Origin of the sequence: Roseateles oligotrophus (assembly GCF_014204525.1) — a bacterium.
In the GTDB taxonomy this organism is placed as follows: Bacteria; Pseudomonadota; Gammaproteobacteria; order Burkholderiales; family Burkholderiaceae_C; genus Paucibacter_A; species Paucibacter_A oligotrophus_A.
Map to the genome: position 1 here is coordinate 336,163 of NZ_JACHLP010000001.1, position 14,684 is coordinate 350,846.

Genomic DNA, 14,684 nt, shown 5'->3' on the forward strand with positions numbered 1-14,684 from the left:
TCATCCATGGCAGAATTTTCCCAGATCAAGGGACGGATCTGCCGCCTCACTCAACACAACACCGAATAAACATGCCTAGCTTCGACATCAGCCTCGAACCCGATATGGTCAAGATCAAGAACGGCGTCGACACCAGCGCCAAGGAGATCGGCACCCGTTTTGACTTCAAGGGCACCAGCGCCAGCGTGGAGCTGAAGGAGAAAGAGAAAGAAATCCATGCCGTCGGCGACAGCGACTTCCAGCTGGAGCAGATTGAGGCCGTGGTCTACGGCAAGCTGACCAAGCAAAACGTGGTGATCAGCTTCCTGGACAAGCAGGACAAGGTCGAAAAAATGGGCGGCGACAAGGTGCGCCAGGTCTACAAGATCAAGAACGGCATCGAGGCGCCCCTGGCCAAGAAGATCGTCGCCGCCGTCAAGGACAGCAAGCTCAAGGTGCAGGCCTCCATCCAGGGCGACACCGTGCGCTGCACCGGCAAGAACCGCGACGATCTGCAGGTCGCCATCAATGCCTTGAAGAAAGACTTTGCGGACACGCCTCTGAGCTACGGCAACTTCAGAGACTGAGCCATGCGCCCGGCCGCCCGTCTGCGACTTGTGCTGACCCTGGGCTGGCTCGGCCTGTTGGGCCAGGCCGGGGCCCAACAGGCGCCCAGCGGCGGCCCGGTGATCAGCTTCAACGGCAGCTTGGGCGCCAAAGCCGCCCTGCTGCTGATCGACGGCGAGGCCAAGACCGTGACCGTGGGCGACAGCGTCAAGGGCGTGCGCCTGCTCTCGCTCAGCGAAGAACGTGCCGTGATCGAAAGCGGCGGGCGCCGCCAGACCCTGGTGCTGGGCGCCTCGCCCGGCCGGGTCGGCGATGCCGCGGCGGCCGCCAATGCCGGCCGGCAAATCGTGCTCAGCGCCGGCCCGGGCGGGCATTTCCTCACCCTGGGCTCCCTCAATGGCAAGAGCACCCAATTCATGGTGGACACCGGCGCCACCGTCATCGCCATCAGCCAGGCCGAGGCCGAGCGCATCGGCCTCAAATACCTGGAAGGCCGGCGCGTCCTGACCCAGACCGCCAACGGCGTGGTGCCGGCCCATCTGGTGTCGTTGAACAGCGTGCGCATCGCCGATGTCGAGGTCCGCAATGTCGAGGCCATCGTCACCCCCGGCCAGATGAACTATGTCTTGCTGGGCAATAGCTTTCTGTCGCGCTTCCAGATGAAGCGGGACAACGATTTGCTGACGCTGAATCTGCGCTACTGAGCGCCGTCAGGCCCGAGCAGCCCCCTCGCTTGAGGGGAGCTCGCAACAAGTACAGGTACAAAATCACCCCGCATGGGACTTTGCCCATGGCAAGTTGTAAAGACTTGTCGATACTGGGGGAATGACAGCCTCGACCTCGCCCACCCTCGCCCGTCCCCCGTTCCCAGCACACAAACGCGCCCATGCGCTGAGGCCTTTGGCCCTGGCCGCCCTGCTTTGCCTGGGCCCGAGCCTCGCCCAGGCCAGCCCCGAGAAGGCCGCAAAGTTTTACGAAGACGCCCAGCAGCGCTTTGAAAAAGGCGATCTCAGCGGCGCCAGCATTCAGCTGAAAAACACCATCCAGGAAGACAACAAGATGCTGGCGGCCCATCTGCTGCTGGGCAAGGTCTTGTTCAAGAATGGCGAGCTCAAGGGTGCCGAGGCGGCTTTCGAGGAGGCGATCCGCCAAGGCGTCAGCCGCAGCGAGCTGGCCATCCCCATGGCCCAGCTCTATCTGCAACTGGGCGAGCGCAAGAAATTGCTGGACCAGATCAACACCACCGGCCTCGGCCCGGCCCAGCAGGCCGAGGTGCTGACGCTGCGTGGCACGGCCTATGCGCTGAGCGGCAACAACACCTTGGCGGCCAAGAGTTTTGCCGACGCCAAGGCGATCGACCCGCGCTCCGCCGCACCGCTGATGGCGGAGGCGCAGATGCTGTTGCGCGCCGGTGAACGCGACAAGGCCCGCGCCACCGCCCAGCGCGCCACCGAGTTGGCGCCCGACAACGGCCTGACTTGGTACACCCTGGCCACCATCTTGCAGGCCACGCAAGACCTCAAGGGCGCCCTGGCCGCCCAGGAAAAAGCGCTGGCCATCAATCCCAAGCAGGTCGATGCCCGGGTCTCCCGCGCGGCCCTGCTGCTGAGCCTGGGCCGGCAAAAAGACGCCGAGGACGATCTGGCCCTGCTGGCCGCGGCCAAACAGGCCGACCCGCGCGCCTCCTATATGCGGGCGATTCTGGCCGCCAAGCGCGGCGACGAAGCCGCGGCCAAGAAATCCTATGCCGAGACGGTCACTATGATTGACCCGATGCCGCCCGGCCTGCTGATCGTCAACGAGCCCCTGCTGATGGCCGGCGCCCTGTCCAATAACGCCCTGGGCAATCGCGAGAAGGCCCGCGGCTATCTGGAAACCCTGATCGGCCAGAATCCGCGCCATTACGCCGCCCAGGTCTTGATGGCGAGCATCCTGCTGGAGACCCGCGACTACGGCAAAGCCCAGCCCATGCTGGAGAACCTGCAGCGCGCCAATCCCGAGGACACCCAGGTGATGTATCTGCTGGGCTCCGTCCATCTGGCCCGCAAGCGTTACCAGCAAGCCACCGAGATGTTCGAGCGCGCCGCCCAGCGCGCCGGCGCCAATGCCGGCGACGCCTTGCGCGAGCTGGGCTTCAGCCAGTTAGGCATGGGGCAGGACAAGCTGGGCCAGGGCAATCTGGAAAAGGCCTTTGCCGCCAACCCGGGCGATGCCCGGGCCGGTGTGCAGCTGGCCATGATTTACGCCCGCCAGGGCCAGAGCGCCCGTGCCCTGCAGACCGCCCAGGCCATCGTCAAGCTGGATCCCAATAATCTGACCATGCTCAACTTCCTGGGCAATATCAAGGGCCGTTCCGGCGACAAGGCCGGCGCCCGCGAGGCCTTCACCCAGGTGCTGGCCAAGGATCCCGCCTTCCGCCCCGCCGGCATCAATCTGAGCTGGCTGGACATCGAGGAAAAGCGCTTCGAGGAAGCTCGCGCGCGCCTCAAGCAGATGCTGGGCCGAGTCAAGGACGATCCGGACGTCTTGTTCGAGCTGGGCATTCTGGAACTGCGCGCCGGCCGCAACGCCGAAGCCATGCTGAACTGGCAGCGCGCAGACGAGGTGCAGCGCGCCGACCCGCGACCGGGCCTGTCCATCATCGATCTGCTGTCCAGCCAGAAGCAGTTCGACAAGGCTTTGGAGGCCGCCAAGCTGCTGGCCGGCAAACACCCGGGCAAGCTGCCGGTGCAGCTGGCCCTGGGCCGGGCCTATCTGGCCGTGGGGGATGCCACCAATGCCCGCCTGTCCTTCCAGGACGCGACCAAGCTGGCCGAGTTCGATGCCGAGAAGCAGATCCTGATCGGCCGCATGCAGCTGCAGGCCGGCAACCCCGATGGCGCCGCCTACAACGTGCAAAAAGCCTTGCAAGCCCGGCCGGACGATCAGGCCGCCCTGGTCCTGCAGGTCGAGGTCGAGGCCCGCCGCGGCGACAACGCCAAGCTGGACGCCGCACTCAAGACCCTGAGCAGCAAATACCCCGGCAGCCTGCCCACGCTGATGACGGTGGCCAATGTCGCCATGCTGCGCGGCCAACTGCCGCTGGCGCAGAGCAATTACCGCGCGGCCATGGACAAATCGCCCAATACCGGCACCGCCATCCTGCTGGTGCGTGCCCAGATCGCCGCCGGTGAAACCGACAAGGCCCTGGCCTTTCTGGAGGACTGGGCCAGGAAACAGCCGGACGACAGGCTGCTGCTCAAGGCCCTGGCCGAGGTGCAGTTGCAAGCCGGCAAGAACGAGGCCGCGCGCAAAAGCTATACCAAGCTGATGAGCCTGGAACCCGAAGATCCCAGCATCCTGAGCGGCTATGCCTCCTTGCTGCTGCGCATCGGTGACCCGGCGGCGGCGGCCATGGCCGAGAAGGCGCTCAAACTGGCCCCCGGCAACCCCGATCTGACCGATTTGCTGGGCTGGATCCTGGTCAAGTCCGGCAATCTGGACGCTGGCCTGCGCCATCTGCGCGAGGCCCGGCTGCGCAGCCCCGGCAATGGCGAGATCCGTTTCCATCTGGCCTATGCCCTGGCCAAGTCCGGCCGCAAGGCGGAAGCCAAGGAGGAATTGAACGCCGCCCTGAACGCCAGCAACCGGGTCCAAGCCAGCCCCGAACTGGCCCAACTCAAATCTGAACTGGGAGTTTGAGTCCCCTATCCAGGGGACATCCCGGCCCAGGCTTGCGATGTTAGCAACAAGCCGGCCTGAGCCCCCCCGGGTCGCGGGGTTGCTGTAAAAAACCTCACTGTTAACCTCAATTCCAGCTTAAATAGCGTCGTTCAACGGTCAGCAACACAGGACAAGATTCAAATGAACATCAGCGCACGAATTTCCAGCAAAGTCGGTCAACTGACGGTTCTTGCCACGCTGGCCCTGGTCGGCACTGCCCATGCTGCCAACACCAGCTTGACCACCAATAACGTCAAGCAGTCCACCACCGTGAATACCGAGTTTGGCGGCTCTACCGCCACCGCGGCAAACACGACGGCCGGTGCCTTCCAGGTGGTCGACAACACCAACACCGCCTTCTGGGTTTACTGCCTGGATCCCCTCACCGCCTATCAGTCCAGCGCCACCTATTCAACGGCCTCTCTGAGCGACTTCATGACCCTGGGCGGAACCAGCAGCAGCTACAACCAGCTGTTCACCAAGACGCCCTATGTGAATGTGAACGCAGCTCATGTGGGTGCAGCCAATGCCTACACGGCGCAAAACACCAGCACGGTGCTGAACAAGCTGACCTCGCTGTACTCCCACGCCTACGCGGACAGCCTGACCAGCAGCACCAAGTCGGCCGCCTTCCAGTACGCCATCTGGGAAATCGAAGGCGATGCCAGCTACTCCAGCACCGCCGGCGGCCTGAAGACCGCCAGCACCGGCGCCTTCAAGACCCAGGTCGATGCCTATCTGGCCGCCCTGACGAGCAATAACTGGGCCTCGGTCGGCGGCCTGGATCTCCGTGCTGTCACCAACTACACCTACACCGCCTACGCCTCCAACCCCCTGGGTGGTTCGCAAAGCTTTTTGCGTGTGACACCCAGCAGCACCGTGCCCGAGCCAGGCTCCATCGCCCTGGTCAGCCTGGCCCTGTTTGGCGTGGCCTACACCCGCCGCTCCAAGGCCAGCAAGCAAGACTGATTGCGGCCTCGGCGCCCGCCGAGTTGACACAAACGGCCCTCGAATCGAGGGCCGTTTTTTTTCGTCACCCCCAGCCCAGCCAAGCTTGTCTCAGCCGGGACAGGAGAAAAAGCACGAACGTGCTAAAAATCACATCCAGGATCGCCTGAAAACTATTTCGGAGACTCGTCATGGATTTGAACTTCACGCCCGAGGAGCAGGCCTTCCGCGCCGAAATCCGCGCCTGGGTGGGCGCCCATCTACCGACCGATATCAGCGACAAGGTCCACCACGCCCAGCGCCTGAACAAGGACGATATGCAGCGCTGGGCCAAGATCCTCGGCGCCAAGGGCTGGCATGGCTGGGCCTGGCCCAAGCAGTTCGGCGGCCCAGGCTGGAACGCGATCCAGCGCCATCTGTTTGAAGAGGAGTGCGCCATGGCCGGTGCACCGCGCATCGTGCCCTTTGGCCCGGTGATGGTGGCGCCGGTCATCATGGCTTTCGGCTCGCGCGAGCAGCAGCAGCGTCACCTGCCCGGCATCATGAGTGGCGAGGTCTGGTGGAGCCAGGGCTATAGCGAGCCGGGCTCGGGCTCGGATCTGGCCTCGGTCAAGACCCGGGCCGAACGCCAGGGTGATCGATTCATCGTCAACGGCCAAAAGACCTGGACCACGCTGGGCCAGTACGGCGACTGGATCTTCTGCCTGGTGCGCACCGACAGCACGGGCAAGCCACAGACCGGCATTTCCTTTTTGCTGATCGATATGAAGTCGCCCGGCGTCACGGTGCGGCCCATCCTCATGCTGGACGGTGAACACGAGGTGAACGAGGTCTTTTTCGACAATGTCGAGGTGCCGGCGGAGAACCTGGTCGGCGAGGAAAACAAGGGCTGGACCTATGCCAAATACCTGCTGGCCCATGAGCGGACCAATATCGCCGATGTGAACCGTGCCAAGCGCGAGTTGGAGCGGCTCAAGCGCATCGCCAAGCTCGAAGGCCTGTGGGAGGACATGCGCTTCCGCGACCAGATCGCCCTGTTGGAGCTGGACATCGTGGCGCTGGAAATGATGGTCTTGCGCGTGCTCTCGGCCGAGAAGAGTGGCAAGCAATCGCTGGACGTGGCCGGCTTGCTGAAGATACGCGGCAGCGAAATCCAGCAGCGCTACACCGAACTGCTGATGCAGGCCGGCGGCCCTTACAGCCTGCCCTTCATCTTCGAGGCCATGGAGGCCGGCTGGCAGGGCGACCATGTGGGTGCCGCCCATTGCGCGCCGCTGGCCAGCCACTATTTCAACTACCGCAAGACCAGCATCTACGGCGGCTCCAACGAAGTGCAACGCAATATCGTCGCGCAGACCGTGCTCGGCTGAGGCCAGGAGGCAGATCATGGATTTTGATTTCAACGAAGACCAGCAGTCCTTGCGCGAAGCCGTACGCCGCTGGGTGGAAAAAGACTACAGCTTCGAGCGCCGCCAAGCCATTGTGCGCGGCGGCGGTTTCAGCCGCGAGGCCTGGGACGGCCTGCTAGGCCTGGGCCTGGGTGGCCTGCGGGTGGCCGAGGCGCATGGTGGACTGGGCTTGGGCGCGGTCGACGCCATGGTAGTGATGGAAGAGCTAGGCCGCGGCCTGGTGATGGAACCCTTTGCCCAGGCTGCTTTGATCGCGCCCCTGCTCTTGCAGCAAGCCAGCGCCGAGATCCAGGCCAGTTGCTTGCCGCGCATCGCCGGCGGCGAAGCGCTGATCGTGCTGGCGCAGCAGGAACGCGGGGCGCGTTACCGGCTGACCCAAGTCAGCACACGGGTGCACGAGGGCAAGCTCACGGGCCACAAAAGCCTGGTGCCGGCAGGCGATGTGGCCGATGCCTTCATCGTGCCGGCCCGCATCAGCGGCGCTGACAGCGATGACCAGGGCATTGCCCTTTATCTGGTGGAGCGCAAGACGCCGGGCGTGAGCACCCGCGCCTACAGCCTGCAAGACGGCTCGCGCGCGGCCGAGCTCAGCCTCAACGCTGCCAGCGCCAGCTTGCTGGCCGGCCCCGAACAAGGCCTGGCCCTGCTGGAGTTGGCGCAAGACATTGGCATTGCCGCGCTCTGCGCCGAGGGCGTGGGCGCGATGGAAAAACTCCTGTGCATCACCGCCGACTATCTCAATACCCGCAAGCAGTTCGGCGTGGCAATCGGCAGCTTCCAGGCCCTGCGCCACCGCATGGCCGATGTGAAGATGCAGCTGGAGCTGGCTCGTTCCATGAGCTACTACGCCAGCCTGAAGCTGGGTGAGGCCGCTGCCAGCCGCCGGCTGGCCCTCTCGCAAGCCAAGCTACAGCTGTGCAACTCCCTGCGCTATGTGGGCCAGCAGTGCACCCAGCTGCATGGCGGCATCGGCGTCACCGACGAATACATCGGCAGCCACTACTTCAAGCGCCTCACCGTGATGAGCCTGCAGTTCGGCGACGACTTGCACCACCTCGATCAGGTCAGCCGGCGCATGCAGGACACGGCCGGTGTTTTTTCCTGAGGGACAATCGGCGCATGAAAATGCGCCTATCCCAAATCCTCTTCTCCCAGGGCTTCGGCACCCGCCGCCTGTGCTCGGGCCTGATCTATAACGAAGAGGTCAGCGTCGCTGGCGAGCTGGTGGATGACCCCGATGCCGAGTTTGAAACCGAGGGCCTGAGCTTTGAGGTCAGCGGCAAGACCTGGCCCTTCTACGAGAAGGCGCTGATCCTGCTCAACAAACCCAGCGGCTATGAATGCTCGCGCAAACCCAAGCATCACCCCAGCGTGATGAATCTGCTGCCCGCGCCCCTGCGCGAGCGCGATGTGCAGCCGATTGGCCGCCTGGACGAGGACACCACCGGCCTGCTGCTGCTGACGGACGACGGCGCGCTGATCCACAAGCTGACCAGCCCCAAACACCATGTGCCCAAGGTCTACGAGGCCCAGTGCAAGCACCCGGTCACGCCCGAGATGCTGGCCCAGTTGCTGGCCGGCGTGGAGCTGCGCGAGCCCGAGCCCAAGGTGGAGGCCGCAGGCGCTTTCGGCCACAAGGCCGCCGGTCGGCCCAAGCCCGCCAGCACTGTGGCCAAGCCGGCCTACCAGCCCGAGCTCGCGCGTGCCGAAGGCGCTGAAAGCTTCGGCAGCCATGGCCTGCGCCTGACCCTGACCGAAGGCAAGTACCACCAGGTCAAGCGCATGGTGGCGGCGGTCGGCAACCGGGTGGAAAGCCTGCATCGCCCCCGCTTCGGCGCCCTGGAACTGCCCAGCGATCTCAAGCCCGGCGAGTGGGTCTGGGTGGCCAGCCCCAAGCTGATCTCGCCCTGATTCCGCAAATCCCCTGGGTTTGATTCCGGACAAGTCCACACGGGTTTTCACCTAAAACTGCGGCGTAACCACCACGAAGCAGGGTTGGCCCTTGGTGAATCGTCACATTGCAAGTGTAAAAACACGGCCTATGAAGGGATGGGCCGCTGCAGCTTTGATGTAGCCCCTAGACCCGTATGAGCCGGGACCAGAGACCGGCCGACTTGCCGAGGGGAAATCAATGGTGGCTGTGCCTTGCCAAGGTACGGAAAAGGGTGAGCCGTGCCCGGACATCAGCGCAAGCGTGAAGTCCGAGCAACTGGCGGCCTTGTTCGGCCGCACGTTCACGCCCAGCCTTGCCGGCCTCTTGTTCAGCATCATCCCGGTGGCGCTGCTCTGGCCCCATCTGCCTCATGCGCTGCTGCTGGGCTGGCTGGGCATCCGGGGCCTGATCGTGGCGATCCGCTGCCTCAGCGCCGCCCGCTTTCAACACCAGCGGCAAAGCCTGCAAGACCCGGCCCAGACCGAGAGCTGGCAGCGCCGCTACTACGGCTTGCTGGCCCTGGACGCACTCAGCTGGGGTGCGGTGGGCGTCGGCTTCCATATCGAAGGCCTGCCCGAACTCAATGGCATCCTCCTCGCCACCCTGGTGGGCGTGATGGCCATCGGCCTGTTTTCCCTGAGCAATAGCTTCAAGGCCAATCTGCTGTTCTCCAGCCTAACGCTGGCGCCGCTGGTGCTGCACCAACTGAGCCTGGGCACCCAGACCGGCGCGCTGATCAGCCTCGGCCTGATGAGCTTCTTCGCCCTGGCGCTGAGCGAGGCCCGCAAGATGGAGGCCCGCAACACCGAGCTGCTGCGCCACCGCTTCGCCAACGCCTGGGTGGCCGAACAACGCCAGCTGGCCCTGCTGTCGGCCGAGCATTCCAGCACCAGCAAAAGCCGCTTTGTGGCGGTGATGAGCCACGAGATCCGCACGCCGCTGAACGGCATCCTGGGCATGACCCAGCTGCTGGAGCGTTCCGAGCTGGATCTGCAGCAGCGCGAGCAGATCAGCATCATGCGCCGCTCCGGCCAGCATCTGCTGGCCCTGGTCAACGACATCCTGGACCTGGCCCGCATCGAGTCCGGCAAGCTGGCGGTGGACACCGGCCCGGTCAATCTGGGCGAGACGGTGAACGATGTCTGCCAGCTGCTGTCCCAGACCGCCCAGGACAAAGGCCTGGACTTCGAGCTGATCTTGAGCCCGGCCCTACCCCCTTACGCCCTGGGCGACGCCTCGCGCATCAAACAGGTGCTGCACAACCTGATCGGCAACGCCATCAAATTCACCGACAAAGGTCTGATCAGGGTGGAGGTGGGCAGCACCCTCGATATGCGGGCCGGCAAGCTGCTGCGCTTTGCCGTCCAGGACAGCGGCGAAGGCATACCGGCCGACCAACTGGAGCGCGTCTTCGCCCCCTTCGAACAAGCCCAGGATCTGCGCCGCAATGCCGGCCCGCGCCGCCAGGACGGCACCGGCCTGGGCCTGACCATCTCCCGCGAGCTGGCCCGCGCCATGGGCGGCGATCTGCGCTGCAGCTCGGTGCCCGGCCAGGGCTCGCTGTTTGAGTTCACCCTGCCCCTGCAGAGCTGCCCGCAGCCCGCCCTGGCGGCCGGCCAGGCGGCGGCCCCGCCAGAAACAGCCGTCGGCGACAAGCCCATGCGCGGCACCCGGCAGCTGCCCCAGCTCTCCGGCCGGGTGCTGCTGGTGGACGATAGCGCCGTCAATGTGCTGGTGGCCTCGTCCATGCTGCAGCATTGCGGCTTGCAGGTCGATCAGGCCGAGAACGGCATCGAGGCCCTGGAGCGGCTGGAGGTGCAAGCCTACAACCTGGTGTTGATGGACTGCCAGATGCCCCGCATGAATGGCTTTGAAGCCACCCGCCGCTGGCGCGCTCACGAGCGCAGCCATGGCCTCGGCCATGTGCCCATCGTGGCCCTGACGGCCAGTGCGGTGAACGGCGACCGCGAACGCTGCATCCAGGCCGGCATGGACGACTACCTGGTCAAGCCCTTTGAAATGGATGATTTGCTGGCCGTGGTGCAAGGCCATATCCGGCTCTCCGAGCAAGGCTGAGCGGCCAAGCCTCAAAGCCCGTGGACGGGCCGGGCGATAATCCCGCCATGCAGGTTTTCCGCGGCTTTCACCACCCAGGCATCGCCAGCGCTTGTGCGCTGACGATAGGCAATTTCGACGGCGTCCATCGCGGTCACCAGGCCATGCTGGCCTTGCTCAAGTCCGAGGCCTCGCATCGCGGCCTGCCGACCTGCGTGATGAGCTTCGAGCCCCATCCGCGCGACTATTTCGCCGCCCGCGCGGGCCAGCCCGACCTTGCCCCCGCCCGCATCGCCCTGCTGCGCGACAAGCTCAGCGAGCTGGAACGCTGTGGCGTCGACCAGGCCATCGTGCTGCGCTTCGACGAGGCCCTGGCCTCGCTGAGCGCACAAGACTTCATCCAGCGCGTGCTGCGCCAGGGCCTGGGCGCCAAATACATCCTGGTCGGCGACGACTTCCGCTTCGGCGCCAAACGCCAGGGCGATTACGCCACCCTGGACGCCGCCGGCCGCGCCCAGGGCTTCGACGTGGCCCGCATGATGAGCTATGAAGTGCATGGCTTGCGCGTCAGCAGTTCGGCCGTGCGCGAGGCCCTGGCCCAAGGGGATATGGCCGCAGCGGCCCGCTTGCTGGGCCGGCCCTACGCCATCTCCGGCCACGTCGTGCACGGGGCCAAGCTGGGCCGCAGCCTGGGGGAATCGGCCCCGGCGGCGGCGGACGGTTTCCGCACCCTCAATCTGCGTTTCACCCACGACAAACCGGCCGCGCACGGCATCTTCGCCGTGCGGGTGCACGGCCTCACAAGCCAGGCGCTGGAGGGCGTCGCCTCGCTGGGCGTGCGCCCCACGGTGGAAGACGCTGGCCGCGTGCTGCTGGAGGTGCATTGCCTGGAGTGGCCGACCGAGCTCGGTGCCAACGGCGGCTACGGTAAACTCGTGCGCGTGGAACTCCTGCACAAACTTCGCGATGAAGCCCGTTACGACGGGCTGGACGCCTTGACGGCCGCCATCGCACAAGACGTGCGCGATGCGCGCGTTTTCCTGGCCCAGCAGGCCACGTCCGGGGCCCATGAGGCCTTGCGCCGCCAGACCACCCGCGACCGAATTTGAGGCTGACGGCAGGTCTCGCCCTGCTTTTGCGCCCCGCCCTGCGCCGCTACCAGCCCCACACCCCAGCCCGGCCGCCATTGCGCGCGGACCCTATCGAGTTCTGCCATGACCACCCAAAACTCCGACGACAAGAACAACACCCCCGCGCAGGACTACCGCGCCACGCTGAACCTGCCCGACACCCCCTTCCCCATGCGCGGCGACCTGCCCAAGCGCGAGCCGGCCTGGGTGAAGGAATGGGAAGACCAGGGCGTCTACAAAAAGCTGCGCGAGGCCCGCTGCGGCGCGCCCAAATTCGTGCTGCACGACGGCCCGCCCTATGCCAATGGCCAGATCCACATCGGCCACGCCGCCAACAAGATCCTCAAGGACATGATCGTCAAGGCGCGCCAGCTGAAGGGCATGGACGCCGCCTACATCCCCGGCTGGGACTGCCACGGCCTGCCGATCGAGAACCAGATCGAGAAGACCTTTGGCCGCGGCCTGCCGCGCGACGAGGTGCAGGCCAAGAGCCGCGCCTATGCCGGCGAGCAAATCGACGCGCAACGCCAGGACTTCAAGCGCCTGGGCGTGCTGGGCGAATGGGGCAATCCTTACCGCACCATGAACTTCGCCAACGAGGCCGGCGAGATCCGCGTGCTGCAGCGCCTGTTCGAGCGCGGCTTTGTCTACCGAGGGCTCAAGCCCGTCTACTGGTGTTTTGACTGCGGCTCCTCGCTGGCCGAGTTCGAGATCGAGTACCAAGACAAGCAAAGCCCGGCCGTGGACGTCGCCTTCCTGAGCGCCGAGCCCGCCAAGCTGGCCGCCGCCTTCGGCCTGCCCGCCTTGGACAAGCAAGCCTTCACCGTCATCTGGACCACCACGCCCTGGACCATCCCCGCCAACCAGGCGCTCAACCTCAACCCCGAGCTGAGCTACGCCCTGGTGGACACGCCGCGCGGCATCTTCCTGGTGGCCGAGGCACTGGTGGAGAAGTGCCTGGCGCGCTGGCAGCTGGAGGGCTCGGTCCTGGCCACCACGGCCGGCAAGAACCTGGCGATGCTGCAGTTCAAGCACCCACTGGCCCATGTCGATGCCGGCTACGACCGCACAAGCCCCGTCTATCTGGCCGATTACGCCACCGCCGAGGACGGCACCGGCGTGGTCCACTCCGCCCCCGCCTACGGCCTGGACGACTTCCAGAGCTGCGTGGCCCATGGCCTGGCCTTCAAAGACATCCTCAACCCGGTGCAGGGCAATGGCCAGTACGAGGCCGGCCTGCCCCTGTTCGGCGGCCTGCACATCTGGAAGGCTAATGCCGTCATTGCACAGACACTGGAAGACGCCGGCCGCCTGCTCTCCCACGTCAAGATCACGCACAGCTACCCGCATTGCTGGCGCCACAAGACGCCGGTGATCTACCGCGCCGCGGCCCAGTGGTTTGTGCGCATGGACGAGGCTGAAGTTGGAACTGCGGGTGTATTCGCCCAGGAAAAGCCCGCCAAAAGCCTGCGCCAGACCGCGCTGGACGCCATTGCCGAGACCAGCTTCTACCCCGAGAACGGCCGCGCCCGCCTGCACGACATGATCAAGGGCAGGCCCGACTGGTGCATCTCGCGCCAGCGTAGCTGGGGCGTGCCCCTGCCCATCTTCCTGCACAAAGACACCGGCCAGCCGCATCCGCAGACGCTGGCCTTCATCGCTCGCGCCGCCGACCTGGTCGAGCAAGGCGGGGTCGAGGCCTGGGCCAAGCTGGAAGCGGCCGAATGGCTGGGCGCGGAGGCCGAGAACTACAGCAAGGGCGCCGACATCCTGGACGTCTGGTTCGACTCCGGCTCCACCTTCCAGCATGTGCTGGGGGGCAGCCATGCCGGCGCCGCCCACGCCAGCGGCCCCGAGGCCGACCTCTATCTGGAAGGCCATGACCAGCACCGCGGCTGGTTCCATTCATCATTGCTGATCGCCTGCGCCCTCTACGGCCGCGCGCCTTACAAAGGCCTGCTGACCCACGGCTTCGTCGTCGACGGCCGGGGCCGCAAGATGAGCAAGTCCGAGGGCAATGTGGTGGCCCCACAGGCGGTGAGCGAAAAAATGGGCGCGGAAATCATCCGCCTCTGGTGCGCCTCGACCGACTACTCGGGCGATCTGGGCCTGGACGACAAAATCCTCGCCCGCGTGGTGGACGCCTACCGCCGCATCCGCAACACCTTGCGTTTCCTGCTCGCCAACGTCAGCGACTTCGACGCCGCTGCCGAGGCCCTGCCGCTGGATCAGTTGCTGGAGGTGGACCGCTTCGCCCTGGCCCGCGCCGCCGAGTTGCAGGCCGACATACTCGCCCATTTCGAGCGTTATGAATTCCACCCGGTGGTGGCCAAGCTGCAGGTCTATTGCTCGGAAGACCTGGGCGCCTTCTACCTCGATGTGCTGAAGGACCGCCTCTACACCACCGCCCCCAAATCCCTGGCCCGCCGCTCCGCCCAGACGGCGCTGTGGCACATCACCCAGGCCATGCTGCGCTGGATGGCGCCCTTCCTCAGCTTCACCGCCGAGGAGGCCTGGAAGGTGTTCGCTGCGGCCCAGCCGGGCCAGAGCATCTTCACCGAGACCTACTGGCAATTCAATGAGCCCGATGCCGCCCTGCTGGCCAAATGGGGCCGCATCCGCGAGATCCGCGAGGCGGTCAACAAGGCGATCGAGGACGTACGCAAGACCGGTGGCGTGGGCTCCTCCCTGCAAGCCGAAGTGCGTTTGGGCCTGCAGTCCAGCGACCTGAGCCTGCTGCAAAGCCTGGGCGCGGATCTGAAGTTTGTGCTGATCACCTCGGCCGCCCAGCTCGAGGCGGCCGATGAGCTGACGGTGACGGTGACGCCCTCCGGCCACGCCAAATGCGAGCGCTGCTGGCATTACAGCGCGGACGTGGGCAGCATCAAAGCCCACCCCGGCCTGTGCGGCCGCTGCGACAGCAATCTGCATGGCGCGGGCGAAACCCGCAAGGTGGCCTGA

Annotated in this window: 10 protein-coding genes; all 10 read left to right on the forward strand. The window is 65.5% G+C overall.

The window, feature by feature from the left end:
- The first annotated feature begins 71 nt into the window (after positions 1 to 71).
- The 10 genes from HNP55_RS01575 (at position 72) to ileS (ending at position 14,684) form a co-directional block, all read left to right on the forward strand.
- Positions 72 to 566, forward strand: a complete 495-nt coding sequence (locus HNP55_RS01575; RefSeq protein ID WP_184295474.1) for a YajQ family cyclic di-GMP-binding protein — start codon at positions 72 to 74, stop codon at positions 564 to 566.
- 3 nt (positions 567 to 569) lie between these two features.
- Positions 570 to 1,250, forward strand: coding sequence for a TIGR02281 family clan AA aspartic protease (locus tag HNP55_RS01580; RefSeq protein WP_184295476.1), 681 nt, complete (start codon positions 570 to 572; stop codon positions 1,248 to 1,250).
- A 121-nt stretch (positions 1,251 to 1,371) separates the two neighbouring features.
- Positions 1,372 to 4,227, forward strand: coding sequence for an XrtA/PEP-CTERM system TPR-repeat protein PrsT (gene prsT / locus HNP55_RS01585; protein WP_184295478.1), 2,856 nt, complete (start codon positions 1,372 to 1,374; stop codon positions 4,225 to 4,227).
- Between the two features lie 162 nt (positions 4,228 to 4,389).
- On the forward strand, positions 4,390 to 5,217 hold the full coding sequence (locus HNP55_RS01590) for a PEP-CTERM sorting domain-containing protein (RefSeq protein WP_184296644.1): 828 nt from the start codon (positions 4,390 to 4,392) through the stop codon (positions 5,215 to 5,217).
- A gap of 170 nt (positions 5,218 to 5,387) precedes the next feature.
- Positions 5,388 to 6,566, forward strand: a complete 1,179-nt coding sequence (locus tag HNP55_RS01595; RefSeq protein ID WP_184295481.1) for an acyl-CoA dehydrogenase family protein — start codon at positions 5,388 to 5,390, stop codon at positions 6,564 to 6,566.
- 16 nt (positions 6,567 to 6,582) lie between these two features.
- Complete coding sequence (locus HNP55_RS01600) at positions 6,583 to 7,710, forward strand: acyl-CoA dehydrogenase family protein (protein ID WP_184295484.1); 1,128 nt, start codon at positions 6,583 to 6,585, stop codon at positions 7,708 to 7,710.
- A gap of 20 nt (positions 7,711 to 7,730) precedes the next feature.
- Entirely contained in the window at positions 7,731 to 8,516 is a 786-nt protein-coding gene (locus tag HNP55_RS01605) for a pseudouridine synthase (protein WP_184296646.1), read from the forward strand.
- A gap of 283 nt (positions 8,517 to 8,799) precedes the next feature.
- Positions 8,800 to 10,614 carry an ATP-binding protein gene (locus HNP55_RS24085; RefSeq protein WP_184295487.1) on the forward strand — a complete coding sequence of 605 codons (1,815 nt, stop codon included), beginning with the start codon at positions 8,800 to 8,802 and terminating at the stop codon, positions 10,612 to 10,614.
- Positions 10,615 to 10,661: 47 nt separating this feature from the next.
- Positions 10,662 to 11,702 carry a bifunctional riboflavin kinase/FAD synthetase gene (locus HNP55_RS01615; protein WP_184295489.1) on the forward strand — a complete coding sequence of 347 codons (1,041 nt, stop codon included), beginning with the start codon at positions 10,662 to 10,664 and terminating at the stop codon, positions 11,700 to 11,702.
- A gap of 105 nt (positions 11,703 to 11,807) precedes the next feature.
- Positions 11,808 to 14,684, forward strand: a complete 2,877-nt coding sequence (gene ileS, locus HNP55_RS01620) for an isoleucine--tRNA ligase (RefSeq protein ID WP_184295492.1) — start codon at positions 11,808 to 11,810, stop codon at positions 14,682 to 14,684.